This is a genomic window from Methanobrevibacter sp. (assembly GCF_017468685.1).
GTDB lineage: Archaea > Methanobacteriota > Methanobacteria > Methanobacteriales > Methanobacteriaceae > Methanocatella.
Genome location: NZ_JAFUHT010000034.1, coordinates 1 through 24894 on the forward strand (window position 1 = coordinate 1; position 24894 = coordinate 24894).

Annotated in this window: 33 protein-coding genes; 31 read left to right on the forward strand and 2 right to left on the reverse strand. The window is 33.5% G+C overall.

Going from position 1 to position 24894, the window contains the following annotated elements; all coding sequences use genetic code 11:
- Positions 1–160 precede the first annotated feature (160 nt).
- Complete coding sequence (locus IJ258_RS04670; protein WP_292803652.1) at positions 161–571, forward strand: hypothetical protein; 411 nt, start codon at positions 161–163, stop codon at positions 569–571.
- A gap of 10 nt (positions 572–581) precedes the next feature.
- Positions 582–968, forward strand: a complete 387-nt coding sequence (locus IJ258_RS04675; RefSeq protein ID WP_292803655.1) for a hypothetical protein — start codon at positions 582–584, stop codon at positions 966–968.
- On the opposite strand, the gene IJ258_RS04680 is transcribed toward IJ258_RS04675, so the two are convergent.
- Positions 969–1304: a hypothetical protein gene (locus IJ258_RS04680; protein WP_292803658.1), complete on the reverse strand. Its 336-nt coding sequence runs from the start codon at positions 1302–1304 to the stop codon at positions 969–971. It lies immediately after the preceding gene.
- A gap of 159 nt (positions 1305–1463) precedes the next feature.
- On the opposite strand from IJ258_RS04680, the gene rnc reads away from it, so the two are divergent.
- The 29 genes from rnc to IJ258_RS04825 all read left to right on the forward strand — a co-directional run bounded on the left by rnc (position 1464) and on the right by IJ258_RS04825 (position 24354).
- Positions 1464–2135: a ribonuclease III gene (gene rnc, locus IJ258_RS04685; RefSeq protein ID WP_292803661.1), complete on the forward strand. Its 672-nt coding sequence runs from the start codon at positions 1464–1466 to the stop codon at positions 2133–2135.
- Positions 2136–3602, forward strand: a complete 1467-nt coding sequence (locus IJ258_RS04690) for a homoserine O-acetyltransferase (protein WP_292803665.1) — start codon at positions 2136–2138, stop codon at positions 3600–3602.
- 49 nt (positions 3603–3651) lie between these two features.
- Positions 3652–4344: an AzlC family ABC transporter permease gene (locus IJ258_RS04695; protein ID WP_292803668.1), complete on the forward strand. Its 693-nt coding sequence runs from the start codon at positions 3652–3654 to the stop codon at positions 4342–4344.
- Entirely contained in the window at positions 4344–4658 is a 315-nt protein-coding gene (locus tag IJ258_RS04700) for an AzlD domain-containing protein (protein ID WP_292803671.1), read from the forward strand. Before IJ258_RS04695 ends, IJ258_RS04700 begins: the two co-directional genes overlap by 1 nt.
- 46 nt (positions 4659–4704) lie before the next feature.
- On the forward strand, positions 4705–4968 hold the full coding sequence (locus tag IJ258_RS04705) for a zinc ribbon domain-containing protein (RefSeq protein WP_292803674.1): 264 nt from the start codon (positions 4705–4707) through the stop codon (positions 4966–4968).
- 22 nt (positions 4969–4990) lie between these two features.
- Positions 4991–5560, forward strand: coding sequence for a phosphatase PAP2 family protein (locus IJ258_RS04710; RefSeq protein ID WP_292803677.1), 570 nt, complete (start codon positions 4991–4993; stop codon positions 5558–5560).
- A 420-nt stretch (positions 5561–5980) separates the two neighbouring features.
- The gene (locus tag IJ258_RS04715; RefSeq protein WP_292803680.1) at positions 5981–6217 is read left to right on the forward strand and encodes a helix-turn-helix transcriptional regulator; all 237 of its coding nucleotides are present in this window, start codon (positions 5981–5983) and stop codon (positions 6215–6217) included.
- 11 nt (positions 6218–6228) lie between these two features.
- The gene (locus IJ258_RS04720) at positions 6229–6960 is read left to right on the forward strand and encodes a DUF4013 domain-containing protein (RefSeq protein ID WP_292803683.1); all 732 of its coding nucleotides are present in this window, start codon (positions 6229–6231) and stop codon (positions 6958–6960) included.
- Positions 6961–6969: 9 nt separating this feature from the next.
- Positions 6970–7788, forward strand: a complete 819-nt coding sequence (locus tag IJ258_RS04725; protein WP_292803686.1) for a DUF4013 domain-containing protein — start codon at positions 6970–6972, stop codon at positions 7786–7788.
- Between the two features lie 8 nt (positions 7789–7796).
- Entirely contained in the window at positions 7797–8507 is a 711-nt protein-coding gene (locus IJ258_RS04730; protein WP_292803689.1) for a hypothetical protein, read from the forward strand.
- A 142-nt stretch (positions 8508–8649) separates the two neighbouring features.
- On the forward strand, positions 8650–10098 hold the full coding sequence (locus tag IJ258_RS04735) for an asparagine synthase-related protein (RefSeq protein WP_292803692.1): 1449 nt from the start codon (positions 8650–8652) through the stop codon (positions 10096–10098).
- 259 nt (positions 10099–10357) lie between these two features.
- Complete coding sequence (locus IJ258_RS04740; protein ID WP_292803694.1) at positions 10358–11677, forward strand: MATE family efflux transporter; 1320 nt, start codon at positions 10358–10360, stop codon at positions 11675–11677.
- 124 nt (positions 11678–11801) lie between these two features.
- Positions 11802–12017, forward strand: a complete 216-nt coding sequence (gene gatC / locus IJ258_RS04745; protein ID WP_292803697.1) for an Asp-tRNA(Asn) amidotransferase subunit GatC — start codon at positions 11802–11804, stop codon at positions 12015–12017.
- An 11-nt stretch (positions 12018–12028) separates the two neighbouring features.
- Entirely contained in the window at positions 12029–12514 is a 486-nt protein-coding gene (locus tag IJ258_RS04750; RefSeq protein WP_292803700.1) for an amino acid-binding protein, read from the forward strand.
- Between the two features lie 12 nt (positions 12515–12526).
- Positions 12527–13546 (forward strand): homoserine dehydrogenase, encoded by a 1020-nt coding sequence (locus IJ258_RS04755; protein ID WP_292803703.1) that lies wholly within the window; start codon positions 12527–12529, stop codon positions 13544–13546.
- 26 nt (positions 13547–13572) lie between these two features.
- The gene (locus tag IJ258_RS04760; protein ID WP_292803706.1) at positions 13573–14784 is read left to right on the forward strand and encodes a cofactor-independent phosphoglycerate mutase; all 1212 of its coding nucleotides are present in this window, start codon (positions 13573–13575) and stop codon (positions 14782–14784) included.
- Between the two features lies 1 nt (position 14785).
- The gene (locus tag IJ258_RS04765) at positions 14786–15421 is read left to right on the forward strand and encodes a flavodoxin family protein (protein WP_292803709.1); all 636 of its coding nucleotides are present in this window, start codon (positions 14786–14788) and stop codon (positions 15419–15421) included.
- Positions 15422–15627: 206 nt separating this feature from the next.
- Positions 15628–16044, forward strand: a complete 417-nt coding sequence (locus tag IJ258_RS04770; RefSeq protein WP_292803712.1) for a hypothetical protein — start codon at positions 15628–15630, stop codon at positions 16042–16044.
- A gap of 44 nt (positions 16045–16088) precedes the next feature.
- Positions 16089–16433: a hypothetical protein gene (locus tag IJ258_RS04775; RefSeq protein ID WP_292803715.1), complete on the forward strand. Its 345-nt coding sequence runs from the start codon at positions 16089–16091 to the stop codon at positions 16431–16433.
- 58 nt (positions 16434–16491) lie between these two features.
- Positions 16492–17859 carry an MATE family efflux transporter gene (locus IJ258_RS04780; protein ID WP_292803718.1) on the forward strand — a complete coding sequence of 456 codons (1368 nt, stop codon included), beginning with the start codon at positions 16492–16494 and terminating at the stop codon, positions 17857–17859.
- A 72-nt stretch (positions 17860–17931) separates the two neighbouring features.
- Positions 17932–18270 (forward strand): GNAT family N-acetyltransferase, encoded by a 339-nt coding sequence (locus IJ258_RS04785; RefSeq protein ID WP_292803867.1) that lies wholly within the window; start codon positions 17932–17934, stop codon positions 18268–18270.
- An 11-nt stretch (positions 18271–18281) separates the two neighbouring features.
- Positions 18282–18449 carry a hypothetical protein gene (locus tag IJ258_RS04790; protein WP_292803721.1) on the forward strand — a complete coding sequence of 56 codons (168 nt, stop codon included), beginning with the start codon at positions 18282–18284 and terminating at the stop codon, positions 18447–18449.
- A 9-nt stretch (positions 18450–18458) separates the two neighbouring features.
- On the forward strand, positions 18459–19232 hold the full coding sequence (locus IJ258_RS04795; protein ID WP_292803724.1) for an alpha/beta hydrolase family protein: 774 nt from the start codon (positions 18459–18461) through the stop codon (positions 19230–19232).
- Between the two features lie 7 nt (positions 19233–19239).
- Positions 19240–19725: a hypothetical protein gene (locus tag IJ258_RS04800; protein WP_292803727.1), complete on the forward strand. Its 486-nt coding sequence runs from the start codon at positions 19240–19242 to the stop codon at positions 19723–19725.
- A 46-nt stretch (positions 19726–19771) separates the two neighbouring features.
- The gene (locus tag IJ258_RS04805) at positions 19772–21403 is read left to right on the forward strand and encodes a CTP synthase (protein ID WP_292803870.1); all 1632 of its coding nucleotides are present in this window, start codon (positions 19772–19774) and stop codon (positions 21401–21403) included.
- A gap of 96 nt (positions 21404–21499) precedes the next feature.
- Positions 21500–22366, forward strand: coding sequence for a prepilin peptidase (locus tag IJ258_RS04810; protein WP_292803730.1), 867 nt, complete (start codon positions 21500–21502; stop codon positions 22364–22366).
- Positions 22366–22791: a class III signal peptide-containing protein gene (locus IJ258_RS04815; RefSeq protein WP_292803734.1), complete on the forward strand. Its 426-nt coding sequence runs from the start codon at positions 22366–22368 to the stop codon at positions 22789–22791. Before IJ258_RS04810 ends, IJ258_RS04815 begins: the two co-directional genes overlap by 1 nt.
- 77 nt (positions 22792–22868) lie before the next feature.
- Positions 22869–23672 carry a hypothetical protein gene (locus IJ258_RS04820; RefSeq protein WP_292803737.1) on the forward strand — a complete coding sequence of 268 codons (804 nt, stop codon included), beginning with the start codon at positions 22869–22871 and terminating at the stop codon, positions 23670–23672.
- Position 23673: 1 nt separating this feature from the next.
- Entirely contained in the window at positions 23674–24354 is a 681-nt protein-coding gene (locus IJ258_RS04825) for a TIGR00289 family protein (RefSeq protein WP_292803740.1), read from the forward strand.
- On the opposite strand, the gene IJ258_RS04830 is transcribed toward IJ258_RS04825, so the two are convergent.
- Positions 24355–24894 carry a nucleoside monophosphate kinase gene (locus tag IJ258_RS04830; protein WP_292803744.1) on the reverse strand — a complete coding sequence of 180 codons (540 nt, stop codon included), beginning with the start codon at positions 24892–24894 and terminating at the stop codon, positions 24355–24357.

A 24894-nucleotide genomic window follows, 5' to 3' on the forward strand; every position in this document is an offset into this window, starting at 1 on the left:
TCTACAAAACAACTTATAATTCCACAAAAGAATTAATAAACTTGTTTGAAGAAAAATTCTATGACATTATCGAATCAAAATCATTTTATGAAAATTGGCTTGAACTAAATGGTATAAACTTTTAGAGAAAAACTATAAATAATTTCTAGGAGGTCTATTCATGACTGAATTAAAAGATATAGCTAAAGAAAATGATGTAGATTTAGAAAATTGTGTTGTTTTTGTAAGAGGAAACGATGATATTTTAGCAGTGGACATTTCCAATGCGGGTATCAGACAAAGAAGTGATGATACAATGGGATTTACATTTTCAATTGCTCCAAAACAAGCATTAAAACTTGAAGAATACTTTAGTAAATTCACCACTGGTGAAAAATTCTATTTTGATATTTCACAGACTGGTTATAGGCCTGTTTATTATCGTGGATTGTCTCCAATGACCAAAGAAGTTAGTTCTGAATATCATCCGAAATTCAATATCACATTATTTGCACAAAAAGCAATTGTTGAACCTGATGACTCTTATTTCGCACCGACCTGTGCATGCTGTGAATTCTGTCACATTGATTAGTAGGTGTATCATGATTGATTGTGAATTTTCAAATAAGATTAAAATAACAAAAAATAATGGAGAAAACATTGAATTAGACCAAAGAAGAGTCAAAATTCGTGAAAACGAAAATGGCTTAATGGGCATGAGTTATGTTGCTCCTGTTTTTGAATCCATGGATTTAGAAAACTTTTTTGATGATGTTCTTTCTTCTGAAAATTTAATGATGGATATTGGTGGAACTGGTGATTTTAAGGTAAGCTTTAGGGGAATTGTTGAAGGAAAAGGAAAAAATTTCCCTCAAAATCTGGACCATAAGATTATTCTTTTGCAAGAGCCAAAATTTCTGGATCCGAGAATGAATGTTCAGGTAACAGGTTTTTCAAGGTTTGTAACTCCTGAAGAACGTTTTGGGTGATTAGAGTTCTCCCTCTAATGCATCCCATAAATCAACTGCCCAACCTTGTTTGCCGTCGATTACCATATCCAGTAATCTTACTTTTCCATCTCTGAATCTAATTAATCTGTAGTCCTGTTGTGTTTTTTTAGCTGTTCCTTCTTTGTTGCAGTCAAGATATATTCCTTCGTCGTATTCATGTTCGAAGTCACCTGCTTGTACAAAGTCGCCAACTAATGAATAACCGTTTTTTACGGTTTTATCTACTTGTTCGACAGTTTTTAACCATCCTCCTTGTGCTCTGAATTTTATATCAGGGTCTATTTTTGTTATTTCTTCTTGCCAATTAATTATCATTTTTACCAAATCCTTGTTTTTAATTTGGGATTTGATATATAAATGGGAAGTGTGAGAGAGCATTTGAAAAGTAATATATATAACTATTGTTATATAATAATTATATATAAGTTCATTTACATAATTAATAATATTATTAATAATGTCTGGGCTTTAAATATGAATTTGTTTGAAAAATTTAATATAGAAACTGAAAATGAACATTTATATGAAATTGCATTTACTCATGCTTCATATTCTACTCTTCATGGTTTAGATTACAATTATGAAAGATTAGAGTTTTTAGGAGATTCTGTTTTAAGTTTAATTGTATCCGAGTATTTATATAAAAAATACCCTCAATTTGAGGAAGGGGAGCTAACAAAGAAAAGGTCAAATTATGTTTGTCAGAATGCATTAATATATTACTCTCAGAAGTTGAAGTTAAAGGATTATCTTTATGTTGCAGCTGAAGAGTCTAATTTAACTAAAAATGAAGTTATATCTATAACTGCAGACATATTTGAATCATTTTTGGGTGCGATATTCATCGACCAGGGTATAGAATTTGCAAAAAAATTCATATCTGATTGGATATTCAAATATATTGATCAAGAAAGAGTGTTCTTTGAAGATTATAAATCAGCAATTAAAGAATATGGTGATGCAGAGGAACTTGTGATTGAATATAAAATATTAAAAGAGTATGGTGTTCCACACGACAAGACTTTCATCATGGCATGTCTGATTGATGGTAAAGAAATGGGTGTTGGAAGAGGAAAAAATAAAAAAGAAGCAGAACAATCTGCCGCAAAAGGTGCAATGCGCAAATTACGAATCGGGAGAAAATAAATGAATAAAGAGTCTATAGGTATTGTAGAGACAAAAAATTTCCACATAGATGTACCGATTAAATTAGATATTGGTGAAGTTCTAGAAGAAGTCAATGTGGCTTATGAAACATATGGTGAACTTAACAAGGAAAAATCCAACGCTATTTTAATTTGTCATGCATTGACTGGTGATGCACATGCAGCAGGATGGCATGAAGGGGATAGAAAGCCAGGTTGGTGGGAAATTGTAATAGGTCCCGGAAAAGCATTGGATAGTGAAAAATACTTTATAATATGTTCCAATGTTTTGGGAGGATGTAAAGGTACCACTGGTCCAAGTTCAATAAATCCAAAGACAGGAAAAGAGTATGGTTTGGATTTTCCGGTAATCACAATAGGTGATATGGTCAGGGTTCAAAAGAAATTGGTGGATTCATTTGGAATCAGTCAATTGGCAGCAGTCATTGGAGGGTCAATGGGTGGAATGCAAGTTCTTGAATGGATGGTGACCTATCCTGAAATGATGAAAAAAGCAATTCCGATAGCAACCACTGCAAGTTCATCTCCACAGCAAATCGCATTTAATGATGTGGGTCGTCAAGCAATATTTTCAGATCCTAATTGGAATATGGGCAATTACTATGAAACCGGTAAAAAACCGGGAAATGGATTGTCTCTTGCCCGCATGATTGCACACATTACATATTTAAGTGATGAATCAATGGATATTAAATTTGGAAGAGGTCTTCAGGATAAAGATGAAATTAGCTATGACTTTTCAGTTGATTTTCAAGTTGAAAGCTATTTAAAACATCAAGGTGAATCATTTGTCAAACGTTTTGATGCGAATAGCTATCTGTTTATTACAAAAGCGGTTGATTTATTTGATTTATCCCGCAATGATTCCTTAATTGACGGATTTAAAAATATCGAATGTAAGGTCAAAGTGATATCAGTTGATTCAGACTGGTTATACCCTACTGAACAGAGTACGGAGATTGTAACTGCATTAAATGCTAATGATATTGAAGTTTCTTTTTCAGAAATTAAATCTAATTATGGTCATGATGCATTTTTACTTGAAAAAGGTCAGTTAAATTTCATATTGTCAAAATTCCTATCTGAAAGCATAGTTGAAGATTTGATGATGGAAAAGGTAGCTACTATCCGTGAAAATGCAAATGTTCAGGATGCAGCAAAATTGATGCTGGATAAACATATAACTCATATTCCAGTTGTAACTGATGATTTTAAACTTATAGGAATTGTTACAAGTTGGGATTTATCCAAATCAATAGCAACCAATTCTAATCAGTTAAGAGATATCATGACAACAACTGTTAAGTATTGTCATGCACATGAAAGTATTGAGGATATAGCTCGTAAGATGAGGAAATTTGATATTTCATGTCTGCCGGTTGTTGATGATGATATGAAAGTCTTAGGTTTGATTACAACAGACCAAATTAGTAATTTACTTAGTTAAATTACTATATTTACTATTTTTTTATAAATTATTATATTGGAGTCTTTATTTGTCTAGGGGAGAAAAATTTATTGAAGGTTGTAAGAAAGGCATACCTATCACTTTTGGTTACATTCCTATGGGTATTGGATATGCAGCAATTGCAATAAAAGCAGGAATGACTCCACTTGAGACAATTTCAATGTCTTTCCTAGTTTATGCTGGTGCAGGTCAAATCATTGCAGCTTCTATGGTTTTAAGTGGTGCAACTGCAATAGCAATAATATTGACAAATTTTGTTGTGAATTTGAGATACTTTGTAATGTCAACATGTGTTTTAAATCAGGTTGAGGATTCCAATTTACCATTAAATATACTTGCAGCTCATGTAACTGTTGATGAGTCATTTGCAATGTTTTCTCTTAGTGAAGACTCAAGCATTTGGATATATTTGGGTATTGCAATTACAGCATACTTATCATGGTGTTTAGGAGCGGCAATTGGAGTATTCGCTCTGGATTTGCTTCCGGTTATTGTAACAAATAGTTTTAATATTTCACTTTATGCACTATTTGTAGCTATTTTGACTCCTGCGATTAAAGAAAATAAACAAATTGCATTATTGGTCCTGATAACTGCAGTTTTAAATATTATTCTAAGCCAGTTTTTAGGAAACTGGTCATTGATTGTGTCAACTCTTATTGGAGCTGGAATTGGAATGTATATAGTTGATGATGAATATTTGCTTTCAGGTGATGCATAATGGATTATATGATGTTAGTTGTTCTTGGATGTACGCTGGTGACATTTATTCCAAGGTTAATTCCAGCATTATTCATTGACAAGTTGGATTTCCCTCCTAAAGCAGAGAAATTTCTGAATCTTATTCCATATACTGCACTGGCTGCATTGATATGTCCTGGAGTACTGACAGTTGACAATCAGTTATGGTATATCGGTTTAATCGGTGCAGTTGTAGCTGCTGGACTTGCCTGGAAGAAAGTACCAATGGGTGCTATTGTAATATTGACTGTGGTGATTTTGATTGCAGTTTATTCCATTGTCCCTTTCTTTTAGACAAAGTATATATTGGAGATAATTCAATAGAATTATGGTGATTTGGATGAATTTTGAAGATATGGTTTTTTGTCAATCTTGTGCCATGCCAATGAATGATGGAGATTTCGGAACTGAAAAGGATGGATCAAAAAGTCAGGATTACTGTAAATACTGCTATCAAGATGGTGAGTTTACAAGTGATGTGACTATGGAAGAGATGATTGACTTCTGCGTTCCAAAAACAGCTGAAGCCACTGGCATGAGCGAAGAGGAAGCAAGAAAAATGTCTGAAGAGATGTTTCCTAAACTGAAAAGGTGGATGAAATAACTATTTTATTTGTGGTGAGATTTTGTTAGGTAATGTTAATGCTGATGTTTTTAATTTTTTCAATCATGGTTTGCAAAACCCCATTTTGGATGGTGTAATGCCGATTTTTACTCATTTTGGCGGTTTTAAATTTCTGGTTTTGATATTCATAGCTATTATTCTGTATGCTCACTTAACCAATAGAAACACTCTTAAAAAAGTGGCTATTATAACATTTATTGCCTTATTGTTTTCAGGTGCAATTGCATTTGTCCTAAAACATATGGTTCATGAGCCTAGACCGTTTATGGCTTTGGATAATGTGCATCTGCTTATAAGCGAAGATGATTTGAATTCATTCCCGTCAGGCCACACTACATGTACCGTAGCTATTGTTACAAGCTTAATTTTAAACATGAAGGAACTGGTCAAAAAGTATTACTTGATTGCTGACATTGCTTTAGTTATATTTGCAGTGTTAATTCCGTTTTCAAGAATGTATGTTGGAGTCCATTATCCTGGTGACATTTTAGCTGGTGCTGTTGTTGGTTTGGTAGGTGCATTAATCATAAACAGATATAAGGAAAAAATATTGTCATTATTAAGGTTATAATTCCAAGCAGACGTATTTAGAGGAAAATGGGTTGATAAAATATAATTTTGATTTTCTGCTTGGAACTTTTTTTGCAACATAATCTGTTATAGTTATGTTACATATGTTAAAGATTGATTACCTACTATATAAATTTTTCGTTTTTTATTTTCATACTAAATTCTAATTATTATTCATTAAATTTTAATATTTAGATTAATAATTATTAAATTATTATTTTTTAAATTATTATACAATATTAAATTTATTAAACTATTTTTATTTTAATTTAGTTAATTTAAGGTTTAATTATTTATTTTTTTAAAAACAGTTAACTTTATATACTATGTAATGTAACATTAACATAAGTAATTAGATTTTAACATAATTACTTAAGTACTTAAATACTTTTTGCAAAAATGAATTAATTTGTGGATTACTATGAGAACCATGATTAAATATTTAAGACAAGAGCTCAAAATGAGCCAAAAAGAACTTGGGGACAAGGTTGGAGTCACCCGTCAAACCATTAATGCGCTGGAAAATGGTAGATATAATCCCTCCTTGTTTTTAGCATATGAAATAACTCAAGTTTTCAATAAAATGATATTCAAAGGTGATCGGGAAAAATATTTCGTAATGGAAGAAATATTCATCTTTGACGATGATTACTATTAGAGGTTAAAAAAATGATACTAGATATATACAAGGATTCACTAGAATATTCAGCAAAGGACTGGAAAACACTAGTAATATTAGGTGTTATCTGTTTATTCAGCTTTTTATTGCTCCCAGTCTTTTTAATTACAGGTTACAATTACAGAGTTATCAACACTGCAGTTCATGGAATAATTAACGGAAGAGATCCGTTGCCTGATTTCAATGATGTCATTGACATGTTCGTTGATGGGGTGAAAGTCGTAATAGTCCAAATAGTCTATCTGATTGTACCATTCCTAATATTTTTAATATTTGCAATCATTGCAGGACAGCTCACAGGCGTTGCATCCTCTGCACTAATGATTATTGGAGGATTAATAACCTTTGTTGCATTGGTGGTTGCATGCTTGATGAGTCAAATGGCACTTTGTCACATGGCATATAATGACGGAGCATTCACAAAAGCATTTGCAATATCAGAAATCAAGGAAGTCATCGATGAAATCGGATGGTTTGAATGCATCATAACCTATTTAGGTTTAATTATAATAACTATAGTCCTATCTGTTGTTGTAACAGGTATTATTGGATTGATATTTGCTGCATTTGGAATTTCAGGAGCTGTTTTAGGTGCTGACCCATCAGGAATATTTGTCTTAGGAGCATTCATAAACTCCATGATAGCAATGTTCATTGTCGGACCTTACTTAAGCATCTTTAACGCAAGATCCATCGGATTGTTATATACTATGCAGATTTAAGGTGATATGATGGCAAGCATAACAGACTGTGTCGTTGAGGGATTGAAATATCCCTTCAATGATGTTAAAAAACTTTTAGGATTCGGAGTGTTGTTTGCAGTTCTTAACCTGTTGGGAATTGCACGTGGCGCTAAAAGCATAGATATTGTCAGGGCATTCTCAAAGGCTCCCGGCGACACAATGATGTTTAAGTTCTCACAGATGCCACAAACAGACATCGGCATCATGATTGTTCTTGCAATCATCAGTTTCATTGTCATGCTCTTCATAATGGGATATCAGTACAATGTGGTTAAATTCTCAATCGATAAAAAAGATGACCTTCCGGGATTCAATGATATCGCAGGAATGTTAATCAAAGGAATAAAATATTTCATTGTAGTGCTCGCTTATAATATCATTCCAGCAATATTGATGATTGCAGGAGTATTAGGTATTAATGAATCATATGGACTCATATTGATTTTCATTTCAACAGTACTGTTCATAATCGCATACTTCCTCCTGATTATGGCGCTGAACAATATGATTGCACATGATGAACTTGCAAAGGCATTTGACTTTAAGGAAATAACTGGCAAAATATCAAATCTCGGATGGGGAAAATATATAGGAACAATCCTATTCACAATAATCGTATTTATGATAATAATGGTCGCCGTAGGATTCATATTGAGTCTTTTAACTGCAGTTCTTGCAATTGCTGTCAATCAGGCATTAATCCTATCAGCAATCGTGGGAGTAATAGAAGGTGTGATTGTAAACTCCTATGCAGGAGTATTCTACAACAGAGTATTAGGATCAATTTACAGGGAATCAATTAAATAGGTGGTAATTTGAAATTCAATTCAAAAATTTTAGGTGCTTTTTTAGCATTACTGGTTATTGCCCTTGTAATTTCAACTGCAAGCGCAGTTGATTTGGTGAATGATTTTGGAATCGATGTTCTTTCAGGAGCAGATTTCAATGAAAATACAAATATCAGCATGGATGATATCAATTGGGTGATTTTAGAAAATTCCGGAAACAATTCTGATGATGTGAACACAATAATCTACTTTAAGGATTCAACACATGACAAAAACAGTATTAATAAATTCATCAAAGATTTGGAAGATGATGGGCAAAAAGTTGAAGAGACTGACAAATATACCGTATTCAAAACAACTGAAAATTCCAATGATTTTGATTTTCCAAGCGGATTTGACAATGTGCTAGGCTTTGCTGAGAATATATTTTCATTAGGTAATGGTGTAAATATTTCCGCTGACGGCAATTCAGTTTCACTTTCAGATGAAGGCTTAAAGGTTTCAGATGCTGGTGGTGAAAACGTATCCATATCATCAGATGGAATAAGTGTTTCCGGTGATTCCTCATCAGATGATGAATCCATGGAGATTTCTGATGATATTGATTCAAATTTTGTAAACTTAGATTATTATTTATTTTTGAAAAACAATGCCAATGATGAAGTTGTTGTCATATTCGGAAATGATTTGAATTCATTAAAATCAATGGCTGAAACAGCTTCATTCAATGAGAATTAAACTGTTAATTCTCATTTATTTTTTTTATTCACACTTTTTTTTATTAAATTTTAAGTATTATAATAAATTAATATTTAAACAGATACTTTACATCAATTGCAGTATTGTGTGTAGTTGATTTTTTTTAATGGAGAGTCAAAAAATGTCTTCAATAGTTGGTCTTCAAGGTAAATTCAAAGGAAATGAAATTATAAAAATGCTAAAAACCTCAAAACATTATGGTCCTGATGCATCAGGAGTATATCTGGATGATATTAAATTAAACATCAATCTGGATGAGTTTGATGATGATAATGAATATGAAATAGCTTTTGGTCATAATTCATTGTCAGTATATGATAGTGAGGACAGGCAATCCCTGCCTCAACCTGTAAGAAACGGCAATCTTGTTTTGACATTCGATGGAGTATTATACAATTTTAAGACAATCAGGAACCTTGTTCAGAAGGTTGGTATTGAAGCTGAAATCAAATCAGATGCCGAAGCATTATTGTACCTGATTGATTTTTACAACAAGGGAGATCTGCTTAACGCCATTCAGATGGTGACTAAATTCATAGATGGTGATTATGCATTCAGCGTCTGGGATGGTGAAAATCTGGCAATTGTCCGTGATCAATTGGGAGTCAAACCATTGTTTTATTCAAAAACTGATGATTTATGCGGTTTTGCATCAAACAGGCAGGCATTATCTGAAGCAGGTTTTACCGACATTGAAACATTAAAACCTGAACACATCCTATATAATTGGGATGATGTAGCTCCGGCACAGGCATTACATGAAAAAATCCTTGAAGGCGATGTAAGTAAAATAGACAAGCTATTAAAACTAAGTGTCGGCATGAGAGTTGAAGAATTATACGAGGTAGGTGTAATATTTTCAGGGGGCCTTGACAGTTCATATTTGGCACTGCTTTTAAAGGAAATATCCGAAAACATCGGACTTAAAATAAAACTCTATGCGGTGGGAAAGGAAGATGCTCATGACATTGAAGCTGCAAAATACGCTGCCAAATTCCTGAACCTTGATTTGGAAATCTGCGAGATAACAGAAGAGATGATTCGCGATGCACTGCCAAGCGTCATCAGGGCAATCGGTGACGATAATCTGATGAAGGTAGGTGTTGGCCTTACAACTTACTTTGCAACAAAAATGGTAGCTGAAGACGGAATAAAAGTTGCAATCTCCGGTCAGGGTGCCGATGAGTTATTCGGAGGATACAAACGATACCTTGAAGGTTTCGTAAACGACACACTCAATTACGATATCAGAAATGACATTGCAAACATGTATCACGTAAACCTTGAAAGGGATGGCTCCTGTGCAATGCTCAATTCAGTAGAGTTGAGACTGCCGTTTTTAGACAAGAAACTGGTTGAACTGGTTTTAAACATTCCAGACAACAAAAAGATAGTGTCAATGCATGATGACATGCGAAAAAGCATATTGAGAAAATTGGCCTTTGAAGAGGGACTTGACTATGAAATAGCCTACAGGCCAAAAAAAGCTGCCCAGTATGGAACCGGAATTGACAAAATCCTGAGAAAGAAAATATTAAAAGACACTGATTTGTCCGAATATTTAGAATGATTTTCAAAATATTGTAAATTATTCCATACATTTTATATTTTTTTTTCTTTTATATATTGCTATTTTTCAAATTAGAAACATTTATATACTTCTTTTCAATTAATTAAATATGGCTTATTTTATATAAGATTATTTTTTATAAGAATACAGTCGTTTCGGTATTAAATGACTCACAAAGAATATTTTTCTTTTGCAGCACTTTATATACTATTTTTTTATTATTTGGAGGTATTATTATTTATTTTAGAGAGGGTGCTCTATGAAAGTAGAACAATTAATTACAAATCCTAAAAAGAGTATCATCGGTTTAAGCATACCAATGATATTGTCATTGTTTTTAACAATGATTAACAACCTGGCTGATGCAATGTGGGTATCAGGATTAGGTTCAGATGCACTGGCAGCAATAGGTATCGTAACACCGCTATTCATCATAATCATCGGATTGGGAATAGGATTATCTGCCGGTGTTAACTCATCAGTTGCACGTTTCATCGGAAGAGGGGACATGAAAAACGCAGGAAACAGTGCAACACACGGTGTAATACTAAGCATAATCGTAAGTATAATCATTCCAGGACTTATAGTATTGTTCCTCGACCCGCTTTTAATAGCAATAGGTGGAGCAAACGTTTTGGGACTCGCTCATGAATATGGTGTATGGATTATTTCCGGTGGATTTACTATCATTATCCAAAACATCTACTGCGGAATATTCAGATCAGAAAACAAGGGCGTTAAGGCAACACTTCCGATTGGAGTGGCAGCGGCACTAAACATTATCCTTGACCCAATATTCATATATAATCTCAACATGGGCGTTGCAGGAGCGGCAATAGCAACAGTGCTTTCAAATTTCATAGGTCTTTTGATGTACCTGTACTGGTCATATGTTAAAAATGACAATACAATCGATGTGAGAAGCTATTCAAGAAACATGGCAATCTATAAGGACATTATCTCTGTTGGAGTTCCGGCAAGCGCAGAACAAATCATAATGTCACTATTTTCAATGGTTGTAAATGTAATCCTTGTATGGGTTGCAACAACAGATTCCGTTGCAGTTTATACTACCGTTTGGAGACTGATAAGTATTGGTGTGATGCTTCCTGTAGGATTCGGAACAGGTGGAATCAGTGTATTCGGAGCATTATTCGGTGCAAGAAAAACAGAATCCATTATGGAATCATTCAGCTATATTCATAAAATCGGTTTTATCGGATCAATTGCAATGGCAGTGATTTTAGCTGTGTTTTCACCATACCTTGCAATGCTCTTTGGTGGAGCAGGACTTAATGATGAGATTGCAAGCGTAACAATTCTCTTGTGTCCTTATGTGGTATTTGCAAGTTGGAGTATCATCTCAGGTTGTATCCTGCAGAGTTTCGGACGGGGAGATTTGAGTTTAGGATTCACATTCTTCAAACAAATCATCTTGACACTGGTATTCATTTGGCTATTGCTTTGGATGGGTGAAAATGGTGTATACTGGGGTATTGTCATTGCTAACTTCGTTGGAAGCCTGATACAGTTAATATTCACTTACCGTTACGTTAAAGGAATACAGAAATATTATTAATAACTAAATTTTTACTTATTCTTTTTTTCATTTTTTTTATTTTATCTCATTTTCAATCTTTAACTTTATTAATATTAAAAAACAAAATAATTATATTATTAATTAATATTTAAGGAGTTATTTTATGACAATCGAAAAAGATGCAGAAGATATTATAGAAAAATTCTCAAAGATTTTAGAAGACATTCCGGATTCAGATGAAACCTGGTACATTACAGATAATTTAAACCTAACCCGTGAAGACAAATCACATGAGAAAAATCCTGAAAAAATATTGAGAAACGCTAATATTGACAAAGACGGCAATCTTATTGTAAAAAGAGCAGATTGGACTAATTAAGAGTGATTCATATGAGAATAAACTTAGTTCTAGAACTTTTAGATGTTCCGGGACAGTTAGTAAAAGCTTTAGAGCCAATAAGTGGCGTTGGCGTAAACTTAGTAACTGTCATTCACAAAAGGGACTATAAAAATGAAAACGGTAATGTTCCAGTTCAGCTCACTTTGGAAGGCGAACAGGAAGATTTGCAGAGATTGATTCAAAGATTTGAAGATTTGGGATTTACCATTATAGAAATGGATGGTGTAGTTAAAAAGGAAAAAATCACCACTATTTTCTTCGGCCACATTGTGGATCAGGACTTAAGGGACACCATGGACAGAATCAATGAACTTGAAGGTGTTGTAATAGTTGCATTTGACATTAAATTGAACGGTGAAGAAAAATCCACAGCATTAATTAACATTGAAGCCGATGTGGGTAAAAAACAAATAGTATTTAATAGAATTGCAGAAATTGCTGAAGAAAAAGAATTACTTGTGATTAATGAAGTTTAAGTGATGATTATTATGGATGAATGTAAAGTCATTATCATGGGATTTGGTTCAGTTGGCCAGGGTGTTGCCAATGCACTTTCCATGAAGAAGGATTTAATAAAGGATAAAACTGGAGTTAATGTTAAAATTGTAGCTGCAGCTGATTCATCTACCTCTGCAATATCACAGGATGGATTAGATGAAAAACTCCTTGTTGAAACAAAGAAAAATGAAGGAAAATTATCAGCATATCCAGAATTCGGATCTGATAAGAATGGTGCAGATATTTTAGATGCTGTTGAATATGATTGTCTTATAGAAGCAACTCCTACAAATATCGTTGATGCAGAACCTGCATTATCTTTAACACTCAAGGCATTCGAACAAGGAAAAGATGTAGTAACATCAAACAAAGGACATTTAGCATTAAAATTCAAGGAAGTAGTTGGTGCAGCAGAAAAAGCTGGTGTGGAATTCAAATATGAAGCCAGCGTTGGCGGATCAATGCCAATCATCAATTTCACAAAAGACACACTCTCATCATGTGATATCAAATCAATCAAAGGAATTTTAAACGGTACCACAAACTATATCCTTTCAAGAATGACTTCTGAAGGCTCAGACTATGAAGTTATTTTAAAAGAGTCTCAGGAACTTGGAATAGCAGAAACTGACCCTACACAGGATGTTGAAGGTATTGATGCAGCATGTAAGACAGTAATCCTGGCAAATTCCCTTTTAGGAATTGATGCAACCTACAGTGACGTTAAAGTTGAAGGTATTTCAAACATTAATTCACAGGCTATTGAACTCGCCAAAAAGGATGATTACTTAATTAAACTGATAGCTGAAGTATCTCCTGATAACTTACAGGTATCTCCTCGTTTGGTTAAAAGAGGAAGTTCCTATGATGTAAGCGGAACCTTGAACATGGCTACAATCAAAACTGATTTGGCTGATGAAGTTTCCGTAATCGGGCTTGGAGCAGGTTCCCTTGAAACTGCTTCTGCAATGTTGACTGACTTGATTAGTATTTTAAACAAAAAATACTAATTCCTTTTATACTTTTTTTTGATAATATGAAATATGTAATTTTTATCCCTGACGGTTCCAGTGATTACCCTGTAGATGAATTAGATGGAAAAACTCCTTTAATGGTTGCAAAAACTCCAAACATTGATAAATTAGCAAAAATGGGTTTTGGAGGATTCACAAATAACGTTCCTGAACAGTACACTCCAGGCTCAGACGTTGCCAACATGAGTATTTTCGGATTCAATCCTGCCGATTACTATACTGGTCGTGGACCATTGGAAGCAGGAAGCGAAGGAATTCCAACAGAACCTGAAGATGTGATTTTCAGATGCAACACTATATTCAGTGAAAGTGATGCAATGGATGACTTCAATGCAGGCCACATCACCACAGCTGAAGCAGATGAACTGATGAAAGGATTAAACGAATACTTCACAGAAAAATATCCTGATTTTAAAGGCAAATTCTACACTGGAGTAAGCTACAGACACCTGTTCATCTACTCATGTGACAGCGTCGAGGATGCTGAAATACTCTCAAGCATCAAAACAATGCCTCCGCATGACATTTCCGGCGAAAAACTTGTTGATAATCTATTTGGTGAATGTGAACTGGCAGAAGAGATGCAATTAATAATGTTTGAAGCAAGAGAATATCTTAAAAATCATCCTGTAAATGAAAAAAGGGAAATTCCAGCAAACATGATCTGGCTATGGGGACAAGGCGTAACACCAAGTTTACCAAACTTCGAGGAAACCTATGGAATAACCGCTTCAGTAATAACTGGTGTAGATTTACTTAAAGGAATCGGTAACTTCGCAGGAATGAATATTGTGGATGTTCCGGGAGCTACAGGATACTTCGACACTGATTACAGGCAAAAAGGAGAATATGGAATCAATGCCTTAAAGGAAACTGACTTATTATTGATTCACATTGAAGCTCCTGATGAGGCAGGACATGCTCAAAACACCACTGAAAAAGTTAAAGCATTGGAAAGAATTGATGAATTCATTGTCGGACCAATCATTGAAAGTCTGGAAGGTCAAAAATTCAGAGGAGCAATATTACCCGACCATCCAACCCCAATCAGCATCGGAACCCATACACGGGATAATGTACCAATAATCATCTTTGATTCCGAACGTGAAGGTGATGAATGTGAATCATTCGATGAGGAAGGAGTCAAAAAAGGTTCACTGGAATTCAAAAAAGGACATTTATTAGTTCAAAGATTAATTGATGGAGATTATTGAAATGAAAGTAATATTAGTAAACGGCAGTCCGAATAAAAACGGATGCACTTATACTGCACTGACATATGTTGAAGAAACTTTAAATGAAGCAGGAATTGACACAGAAATATTTTGGATTGGAACAAAACCTATTATAGGTTGTACAGCATGCTTTAAATGCGGTGAAAAAGGAGTCTGTACATTTGACAATGATGTGGTTAATGAATTTGTCAAAAAAGCATATGATGCTGACGGATTCATATTCGGCTCACCGGTTTATTATGCAGGTGCTGCGGGGGCCATGACTGCATTTATGGATAGGGCATTTTATTCCAATTCCCATGGGACTGGACTTGAAGCATTTAAACACAAACCTGCATCTGTAATTTGTTCTGCAAGACGTGCAGGAACAACTGCAACTTATGATCAGTTAAATAAATATTTGGGAATTTCCCAGATGCCTATTGTATCATCATTCTATTGGAATATGGTTCATGGAAACACTCCTGAAGAAGTCAAACAGGATAAGGAAGGTCTTGCAACCATGAGACAGCTTGGAAGAAACATGGCATATTTCTTAAAATGTATTGAAGCAGGTAAAAAAGAAGGATTAGTTCCTGAAGAGGAACCAAAAATAGCTTTTAACTTTATAAGATAACTTTTTTTTTAGAAAAATACTATCAAGTATTTTTCTTAGATTTTCTCTTATTGAAAACAATTTTGATTTTAAATGATTATATTTTAGTATAATTATAATATTTATGTTAGTTTATTAAATTGCCTTAGATTTATTTAGAAATATTTAAATAAAGTAAGATATAAACTATTTTTTAGTTTTTAATAAATTTCTGGAGGTTAAAAATTATGCAAAAAAATTTCTCTTTAAGGCAGAATATGCAAATCTCTCAAGAAAATGGATATGTTGGGTTAAATATTTCGAATTTTGATAATAATTTTGAAAAATTATCAGAAATATATAAGTTGCATCATAAAAGTCAGGTTAAAAATTTCATTAAAAAACATAATCATCTGATTGATTATATTCATGTTATAACACCTATAATTGAAAATTATTTTCCAAATCACTTAAAATGCCTAACTTTTTGTGAAGACCCTGAATTTTCTAGGTTGAATGATATTGTTGTATATGTTACATGCAAAGAGTCTTCATTTGATAGCAATTGGCAAAAATTAGATAAACTCCAAAGGGAACTATTTGAAATTGATAATTTTTCAAGAAAAACAAAAGGATTAATTTCTGTGGATCTGTGGTTAATATGAAACAGTTTGACTGGAGGAAAAATAACAATGTAGGAATACATTTGATGAATTTTTCATCAAATGAAGAATATCAACGTTCTGCTATTAATAGATTCTATTATTCTTGTTTTGGTCCAGCAAAGAAATATTATGAACAGGCATTTCGTAGAATACTTCCATCTGATAATGCTCACAGTATACTAATTGAAGAACTAATTAATTCTCCTTTCTTTGAAGAACAACAGTTGGGATTGAAATTTAAGCATTTAAGACGATTAAGAAATCGTGCAGATTATAATTCCAAATCACAAAGTTTTTCAGTTAAATCCTCTCAAAAGGTTGTTAATGAAATTTTTTTAATCATTGACAGGTTGCAAAATCATCCGATAAGGCTAATGAAAAATAGTTGAGCCTATTTTTTGCCAAATTAAATAGATTAAAATAATATAATTTTCAAATAATTATATTGTGAATTTTAATATTAATATTTTCAAAACACCTGAAGGTTATCTATATTCAAATAAAGCATTACTTGCTTTATTCATTCCTCTTTTAATAGAATATGCACTGGAATTTTTTGTAGGTTTTGCAGATTCAGTCATGGTTGCATCACTTGGTGAAGCTGCAATTTCAGGTGTTTCTTTAGTTGATTTTCTGATGCAACTACTTATTTTTTCATTTTCTGCTCTTGCAACGGGTGGAGCAGTTGTAGCCGGTCAATACTTGGGTGATAAACAGATTGGCAAGGCTCAAAATTCAGCAACTCAATTGGTATGGTTTTCAACAATTTTATCCATAGTTTTAATGGTTTTGGTAATTATTTTAAAACAAATGCTGATTGGTGTGCTATTCGGTCAGATTGAAGCGGATGTCTGGTCAAATGCAGAATTGTATTTGTATATTGTTGCATTATCCATTCCATTCATTGCAATATATAATTCAGGAGCAGCAATTTTTAGAACAACCAATGATGCGACATTGCCTATGAAAATAATGTTTGTCTGTGACATTTTAAACATTTTGGGCAATGCCTTCTGCATTTATTATCTCGGATGGGATGTTCGTGGAGTGGCAATTCCAACAGTAATTTCAAGAGTGTTGGCAGCACTTTTAGTATTGTACTTTGTTGTTGATGAAGACTATAAGTTACATATCAAGAGAACATTAAAACATAGGTTCGACACTAAAATACTTAAAAAGGTACTGCAGGTCGGCATTCCATATGGTATTGAAAACGGACTGTTCCAGCTTGGAAGAGTCCTGATTTTGAGTCTGGTTTCAACATTCGGTACAATGGCTATTGCAGCAAACTCTGTAGGTTATGCAATAGGAATATTTTCAGTACTGCCGGGCTTTGCAATAAATCTAGGTTTGACTGCAGTGATATCAAATTGCGTCGGTGCTGATGACTATGAACAGGCAAGATATTATAACAGGAAATGCCTAATCTTAGTATATGTATCTCACATTGCCATTAACCTGGTCATTTTTGCAATATTGCCTATGATTTTAGGAATTTATAATCTGTCTGATCAAACCGCTGTAATGGCAAGTGAAATGATAATATGGCATGGAATATTTGCAATGATAGTCTGGCCGTTGGCATTTACAATACCGGCAACATTCAGAGGTGCAGGGGACTCAAAATCAGTAATGTATATTAGTCTGATTGTCATGTTTACATGCAGAATTGCTCTTGCATATGTTATTGCAGATTGGATGCATGTCGGAGTGTTTGGAACATGGATTGCAATGTTTATTGACTGGTTTGTACGTGCAGGAATTTACATTTACAGATACTTTTCAAATAAATGGACAGAATATAGGGTGGTATAAATTAGGCCAGAAATTAAATATAAAAATATACATAACTTTAGTAAAAAGGAACTTGGAGAATTATTTTTGTCTGTGGAGTGGTCTTCAGGTGAATATCCAGAAAAATTAGCCATAGCTATGAAGAACTTTGATTGTGTTTTCTCAGCATGGGATGAGGATAAACTCGTAGGCATGATTTGTGCAATGGATGATGGGATAATGAATGCTTATATCCATTACTTGCTGGTGCATCCTGATTATCAGTTAAAGGGAATTGGAAAACAGCTAGTTGAAAGAGTTAAAAAACATTATAACGATTATTTAAAAATTATTGTGATATGTCTAAATGAAAATATTAAATTCTATGAGTACTGCGGTTTTGAAAAGCAGGAGGATAAACGCGCTTTATTTATAACTGAATTGGAAAACTAGGAGGTGTTAAAGTGATTGATAATGATGATATCTACAATAAATTGGTCGGTCTTGTGAATTTAAACGATGCACATTTCAATGTGATTGTCGATAACCAGAATTTGATTTTAAAAAATCAGGAAAGATTATCCAAACAGTTGGCTGAATTGAATTCAAAATTAGATGAGCTGTCAAAATAGGTGTTTGCAATGGTTTTGTTTAGAGGAGATGTTAAGTGCAAGAGTCTGCAGAGAAGAACAACAGTTAGTGTTATCTTGCCTGCAGACAATATACATTTTTTAAATGATTCGGAAGAAATTGTTCCTCAGCCCTATAAGACATTGTATCTGCTTCACGGCTTGTACGGCAGTGATGACATATTCCTTGCTAACACTTCAATCCAGAAGTTTGCAGAGGATAATGGAATTGCCATTGTCATACCATGCGGTGAAAACAGCTTTTATGTGGACAATGAAAAGGCCCATGCATACTACGGTGAATATGTCGGCCAGGAATTATTGGATATAACAAGAAACATTTTTCCATTGTCACATAAAAGAGAGGACACTTTCATTGCAGGTTTTTCAATGGGAGGATATGGTGCAATCAGAAATGGACTGAAGTATTATGAGAACTTCTCAAAGATAGGTATGATTTCAGCGGCACTGATAACGGATGACATTGTAAATTACACTAGTGATGACAATGTATTGAGGTCAAGGGATTTTTATGAATCTATTTTTGGAAATTTGGATGAATTAAAAGGTTCTGACATGGATCCGAAATATCTGATTGAAAATTGCCCTGACATTCCAGATATTTACATGGCTTGCGGTATTGATGATTTCTTGTTTGAAAAAAATGCTGATTTTTACAGGTATCTGAACTCAAAAAATGTTTCTGCTACTTTTACACAAGGTAAAGGAGAGCACACTTGGGAGTTCTGTGATAGATACGTTAAGGAATTCATTAAGACATTGTAGGTGGAAAATGGTAAAACTGTGTCCAAAGTGCGGTGCAAATCTGACTGAAGTAATTGGTGGTTATCTCTGCCATGAATGCGGAGGAGGTATGTTCAGTGAGGATGAGGTAATTTGTCCTAGATGTCCGACCTGCGGCAGTGAATTGGGTGATTTGATGAATGAATACTACTGTTATGAGTGCGGAAGGTCTGTAAGTAAAGACAGTGCAGATTCTAATGATGATTCTTATTTTAAAGAACCGGATTATGATTCAATGGTTAATAATGGAGATAACATTTGTCTAAATTGCACCTACTGGAGCGTAAGTCCATATGGTGCTTCACATGGTATGGTATGCAGAAGAGGATATCCGACAGATGGTCCTGGCGACTCTTGCAGTGACTTTGTTCAATCACATCATTTTGCAAACTATGGTGATGCAGGACAATATCAATTTGATGAAACATCAAGGAATATTTCAAATAAGTTGAGCCACTGGAGAAATAACAGGTAGTTTATAAGGTCGATATAATTTTTATATATTAGTAAAAACTAAAATTATATTATTATTAAATAAGGAGAGGATTTTTCTGACAAAGTATATTATTATAACTGGTGGGGTAGTAAGTTCTATAGGTAAAGGAATAACATCAGCATCTATGGGTAGAATTTTAAGATCTTATGGTTTAAAAGTTTCAGCTATCAAAATAGACCCGTATTTAAACTGGGATTCTGGAACACTCAATCCTTATCAGCATGGGGAAGTATTCGTAACTCATGATGGGATGGAAACAGATTTAGACCTTGGTCACTATGAAAGATTTTTGGATGTTGAACTTGATGGAATGGCTAATATCACTACCGGTAAAGTTTATGAATCTGTAATCGCTAAGGAAAGAGAAGGAGGATACTTGGGAGAATGTGTACAGGTAATTCCTCACATCACTAATCGTATCAAAGAAATGATTAGGGCAAATTCCGAAAGCGCAGATTATGATGTGGTATTGGTTGAACTTGGTGGTACTGTCGGAGATATTGAAAGCCAACCTTTCCTTGAAGCATTAAGACAACTCAGAAATGAGGAAGGTCGAGAAAATGTTATGTTTGTCCATGTTACATTTATTCCCTACCTAAATGCAGCTGGAGAATTCAAAACCAAACCAACCCAACATTCCACAAAAGAATTAAGAAGTGTCGGAATAAATCCTGATGTTATTGTATGCAGATCACAGGAACACATTGATGATGCATTGCTTGGAAAAGTTGCACATTTCTGTGATGTGGATGTTAATGCTGTTGTAAATACTCCTGATGCCGGAACAATCTATGAAGTTCCTCTGGTTTTAGAGGAAAACAATATCGGTGAATTGATAGTTAACAGAATCGGTTTGGGCATTGAACCTGATTCATCCAAATTAAATGAATGGGCTGAAATAGTAAAATCCCTTAAAACTAGCGATCCTGAAGTTACCATTGGTATTGTTGGAAAATATGTTGAGCTTGAAGATTCATACATCAGTATTCGTGAATCTCTTTTACATGCTGCAGCAAGTATTGGGGTAAAGGCAAATATCAGATATTTAAGTTCTGATGTTGAGCAGTTGGATGAATCCGCTTTAAAAGAATTTGATGGTATTTTAATTCCTGGAGGATTCGGTGAACGTGGTTTTGAAGGAAAACTTGATGCAATTGATTATGCAATCGAAAACAATGTTCCTTTGTTTGGAATCTGTCTTGGAATGCAGTCTATGGTAACCCAATTTGCAAGAAGAAATGGTTATCCTGATGCAAACAGTTCTGAATTTGATGATAATCTTGAATTCCCTGTTATTGATATGATGGAAGAGCAAAAGAAAATCAAGAACATGGGCGGAACTATGCGTTTAGGTTCATATGACTGTAAAATCATTGAGGGAACTAAAACCTTTGAAGCTTATGGTGAAGTTGATATTGAAGAGCGTCACAGGCACAGATATGAGTTCAACAATGATTTCAGACAGGATTTACAGGATAAGGGCTTAATAATTTCCGGTACCAGTCCAGATGACTTTTTAGTAGAAATTGTTGAATTGCCAAATCATCCATGGGCTATTGGTTGTCAGTTCCATCCGGAATTTAAATCAAGACCTAATAGGCCTCATCCATTATTTAAATCATTTTTAGAAGCTATTTATGAGTTTTCTAAAAATTAATTTTTTTTATTTTCACTGCAATTTTTCAAGTTGAAATCAATTTAACGAGCTTATTTTCTATCTAATTAATATATTCTGAATTTTAATAATAGTATTATGAATTTCAGTACTATATTTTTGATTCAAATAATTATTACAGTATCTTTTTGTGTTTTGGCATCAATTTGTGATATTCGAAACAATTATGTTCCGGAAAAGTTAACTTATGTCCTGTTATTTTTTGGATTGGTTTCCAATTTGATTTTATCAATTTTTTCAAATAACATTAAATTCATTTTAGCTTCATTTATTTCAATGTTTATCACATATGTCATTACATATTTGTTGTGGAAATTAAAAATGTGGGGTGGTGGTGATGTAATGCTATTCACTGCTATTGCCACAGTAATACCAAATGGTCTTAATATTGATTTTTTAAATATTTTCCCGCAATTGTCAGTATATCCATTTGCATTCAGCGTAGTTGTAAACAGCATATTGGTTTCATTTCCGTTTTTAATGGTGTTTTTCATTCATTTGCTCATTAAAAATGAGATATTTAAAGGACATCCGACATACTGGATATCCCTTCTTAATATTGAGAATTTAAGAAATTTAATTCATAATACTTTAAATAAAACAATACCTATCAAAGATTTAAAGGAAGGAAATATTGTTAATGATTATTATTTTGACAATGAATACATTAATGAGTTAATTAAAGAAAATGATGGAAATCTTGAGGTATTTGAATGTAAAGACGAGAAAGGCAAATATTATTTTAAGTCCATGAGTGCTGGAGGAATCACCAGAAAGGACATGTATTTAATAAAAATACTAAGTGCACAGGAATTCATCGGAAAAGACATTTCAATTAAGATTACCTATCCTTTTACTCCTGCAATATTTGCAGGATTATTGATTGCAGTCTTTTATGGTGATATCATGATGCTATTTACAAAGAATTTGGTTTTGGTGATATGATGGTCGACAATAAAGGGCAAATTTCACTGGAGTACCTGCTGATTTTTACGATTTCTTTAATTCTTCTAATCATGTTTACCTTGCCTTTGAGCCAGTTTGCAATTGAAAATACATTGGATGTTTCCGATACACTGAAGATTAAATCTGATTTGTCAAAAATAGCTCAGGCTATAGAAAAGGTTTACGGTCAAGGTCAGGGATCAAAACAAACGATCAGCATAGATTCATCCAAGGAATTTAAGATAACTGTTGCAGACAATTACATTTCTTCAGACATCAATCTTAAAGATTCAACGAAAAGGAATGAAAAAATATATTTCAAATCCAGCCTTAAAAAATCAAATTTGTATATTGGTAAGGGGGTTAATTCGATAATTGTAGAATGGCCGATAAATAGTGAAAACATGCAGATATATGTAAAATGAGCCAATAATATACAAAGTTTTTTTAACTATTATTATTTAATATTTAATCATATAGTTAATTATGGCGTGTGAAATATATGGATATAATAACTGCAGTTATTTATATTGTTTTATTTATTATAATGATGGTATTTGTCTTTTCAATTGGAATGCTAAAACAATATATGCCAAAACGTGAAGTCCTGTTAGTTCTTGCGGTGGCTTTTTTGATAGGTTCTATTGGAGGAGCCTTCTTTTTAGAACCTATTTATGAGGAATTGCCAAACATGGCAAGCATTGTTGAGAGGAATATGCCAAATAATGAGGAAAGTTTATATCTTGATTTGTCCTCTTCTGTTGATACTGATAGCTTGAGGGAAGAGTTGTCTTCCATGGAAGGTTTTAAATCATTTGATGAAACATCCATTTCGATTCCGATGTGGAATTTTAATCAAAAAGAGCATGATTATTTTGATTCAATAGTTGGCAATATTAACACTCATTATAAAAACTACAATGTAACTTCTGATAAAATTAATATTGAACTTGAAGATAATTTTACTGCATCTGAAGCTTTAAAATCATTTTCAGACTGGTATAAATTAGTTTATGGCGAAACAATTTCTTATGCGCAAATTCAAGCGGTTCTAGTTGTTGATTCTTCTCAGTTAGATAATTTTGAACAGGCATTGCTTAATAAGGGAATTGTTGCAAGCAGTGTTGATGGACCAATTCAGGACAGTATAAACAATACAAACTCCTCAATGTTGTCAAATGTTGAATTTACATTGGTCTGCGGATGTGTAGGTGTTATAGTTGCCTTGATTGGTATTTATATGGATTCTGTTGTTCCTGCATACAGAAGATTTAAGAAATTCATGAACACCAAACGTAAAAGATAATATGGATGTTGCAGTTTTATTTTCAGGCGGCAAGGACAGTACTATGGCTATTTACGCTGCATTAGAAGCGAAAGAAGATGTGAAATATCTTCTTTCTGTCAAATCTAGAAATGATGAATCATACATGTTTCATGTTCCCAACATTCATATTACCGATTTGCTTTCACAGGCACTTGAAATTCCTATAATGTCTGTTGAAACTGACGGTATTAAAGAAGAGGAACTTGAAGATTTAAAATCTGCTTTTGTTGATTTAAAAAATTTAGGTGTTGAGGCAATATACACTGGAGCCCTTTATTCAGTCTATCAAAAATCAAGGATTGAAAAACTGGGTGAGGAGACAGGGCTTAAAATTATTTCTCCATATTGGCATGTTGATGAATTGGAATACATGAGAAAAATTGTCTCTTTAGGTTTTAAAATAATGATTTGTGGCGTTGCAGCATGGGGATTAGATGAATCATGGCTGGGGAGAATCATTGATGATGAAACCATTGATGAATTGATTAAGATTCATGAAAAATATTATGTTGATATTGCTTTTGAAGGCGGTGAAGCTGAAACATTGGCCATTGATGGTCCTATTTTTAAAAAAAGAATCGAAATTTTAAAATATAAAAAAGAATGGCACCTTGACAGTGGTGTTTTCATTATCGAAGATGCAATTTTAAAAGAAAAATAATTATAAGTTAACTTCAGCTAAAAACTCATGAATTTTTTCAGTATAGCTTTCCAAATCACTTTCGTTGATTATGATTTTATCTGAAAGTGCAATAACAGTACCGATTCCGAAATCCAATTCCATCTGATCTCTTTTTTTAAATTCATTATAGTCTTGAGAATCATCTTCTCTCATTCTTTTTTGTAATCTTTCAAAACGTAGGGTCGGATTTGCAAAGATTGAAAGTATAATGAAGTTTTCAAAGTTTTCTTTAAACATGTCGACTTCATGAGGGCTTCTAATGCCTTCTACAATAATGGTATTTTCATTACCGTCCTCTTGTAGCTTTTTAATCTTTTTGATTGTTAGTTCAGATACAATGTACTGCCCGTGTTCTGCTCTTAAATTTTGAGCGGTTTCTTTAGTGCTTTCTCCTCTTTTTTTAGCTTCTTCACGAATGATGTCGCCCATGCTCACGATGATTGCACCTTTTGTGGTGGCCATATCAGAAACTAAACTTTTTCCAGAACCAGGTAAACCGGATATTCCCATTACTTGCAT

What these genes read in the sequence shown, in the direction of transcription:
- IJ258_RS04830 (WP_292803744.1), bottom strand. Translation starts at nt 24,894, where the DNA reads ATGCAAGTAATGGGAATATCCGGTTTACCTGGTTCTGGAAAAAGTTTA.
- IJ258_RS04795 (WP_292803724.1), top strand. Translation starts at nt 18,459, where the DNA reads ATGGTTTTGTTTAGAGGAGATGTTAAGTGCAAGAGTCTGCAGAGAAGA.
- IJ258_RS04825 (WP_292803740.1), top strand. Translation starts at nt 23,674, where the DNA reads ATGGATGTTGCAGTTTTATTTTCAGGCGGCAAGGACAGTACTATGGCT.
- gatC (WP_292803697.1), top strand. Translation starts at nt 11,802, where the DNA reads ATGACAATCGAAAAAGATGCAGAAGATATTATAGAAAAATTCTCAAAG.
- IJ258_RS04675 (WP_292803655.1), top strand. Translation starts at nt 582, where the DNA reads ATGATTGATTGTGAATTTTCAAATAAGATTAAAATAACAAAAAATAAT.
- IJ258_RS04760 (WP_292803706.1), top strand. Translation starts at nt 13,573, where the DNA reads ATGAAATATGTAATTTTTATCCCTGACGGTTCCAGTGATTACCCTGTA.
- IJ258_RS04755 (WP_292803703.1), top strand. Translation starts at nt 12,527, where the DNA reads ATGGATGAATGTAAAGTCATTATCATGGGATTTGGTTCAGTTGGCCAG.
- IJ258_RS04700 (WP_292803671.1), top strand. Translation starts at nt 4,344, where the DNA reads ATGGATTATATGATGTTAGTTGTTCTTGGATGTACGCTGGTGACATTT.
- IJ258_RS04800 (WP_292803727.1), top strand. Translation starts at nt 19,240, where the DNA reads ATGGTAAAACTGTGTCCAAAGTGCGGTGCAAATCTGACTGAAGTAATT.
- IJ258_RS04770 (WP_292803712.1), top strand. Translation starts at nt 15,628, where the DNA reads ATGCAAAAAAATTTCTCTTTAAGGCAGAATATGCAAATCTCTCAAGAA.
- IJ258_RS04705 (WP_292803674.1), top strand. Translation starts at nt 4,705, where the DNA reads ATGAATTTTGAAGATATGGTTTTTTGTCAATCTTGTGCCATGCCAATG.
- IJ258_RS04720 (WP_292803683.1), top strand. Translation starts at nt 6,229, where the DNA reads ATGATACTAGATATATACAAGGATTCACTAGAATATTCAGCAAAGGAC.
- IJ258_RS04690 (WP_292803665.1), top strand. Translation starts at nt 2,136, where the DNA reads ATGAATAAAGAGTCTATAGGTATTGTAGAGACAAAAAATTTCCACATA.
- IJ258_RS04820 (WP_292803737.1), top strand. Translation starts at nt 22,869, where the DNA reads ATGGATATAATAACTGCAGTTATTTATATTGTTTTATTTATTATAATG.
- IJ258_RS04725 (WP_292803686.1), top strand. Translation starts at nt 6,970, where the DNA reads ATGGCAAGCATAACAGACTGTGTCGTTGAGGGATTGAAATATCCCTTC.
- IJ258_RS04810 (WP_292803730.1), top strand. Translation starts at nt 21,500, where the DNA reads ATGAATTTCAGTACTATATTTTTGATTCAAATAATTATTACAGTATCT.
- IJ258_RS04765 (WP_292803709.1), top strand. Translation starts at nt 14,786, where the DNA reads ATGAAAGTAATATTAGTAAACGGCAGTCCGAATAAAAACGGATGCACT.
- IJ258_RS04680 (WP_292803658.1), bottom strand. Translation starts at nt 1,304, where the DNA reads ATGATAATTAATTGGCAAGAAGAAATAACAAAAATAGACCCTGATATA.
- IJ258_RS04670 (WP_292803652.1), top strand. Translation starts at nt 161, where the DNA reads ATGACTGAATTAAAAGATATAGCTAAAGAAAATGATGTAGATTTAGAA.
- IJ258_RS04750 (WP_292803700.1), top strand. Translation starts at nt 12,029, where the DNA reads ATGAGAATAAACTTAGTTCTAGAACTTTTAGATGTTCCGGGACAGTTA.
- IJ258_RS04775 (WP_292803715.1), top strand. Translation starts at nt 16,089, where the DNA reads ATGAATTTTTCATCAAATGAAGAATATCAACGTTCTGCTATTAATAGA.
- rnc (WP_292803661.1), top strand. Translation starts at nt 1,464, where the DNA reads ATGAATTTGTTTGAAAAATTTAATATAGAAACTGAAAATGAACATTTA.
- IJ258_RS04735 (WP_292803692.1), top strand. Translation starts at nt 8,650, where the DNA reads ATGTCTTCAATAGTTGGTCTTCAAGGTAAATTCAAAGGAAATGAAATT.
- IJ258_RS04740 (WP_292803694.1), top strand. Translation starts at nt 10,358, where the DNA reads ATGAAAGTAGAACAATTAATTACAAATCCTAAAAAGAGTATCATCGGT.
- IJ258_RS04815 (WP_292803734.1), top strand. Translation starts at nt 22,366, where the DNA reads ATGGTCGACAATAAAGGGCAAATTTCACTGGAGTACCTGCTGATTTTT.
- IJ258_RS04715 (WP_292803680.1), top strand. Translation starts at nt 5,981, where the DNA reads ATGAGAACCATGATTAAATATTTAAGACAAGAGCTCAAAATGAGCCAA.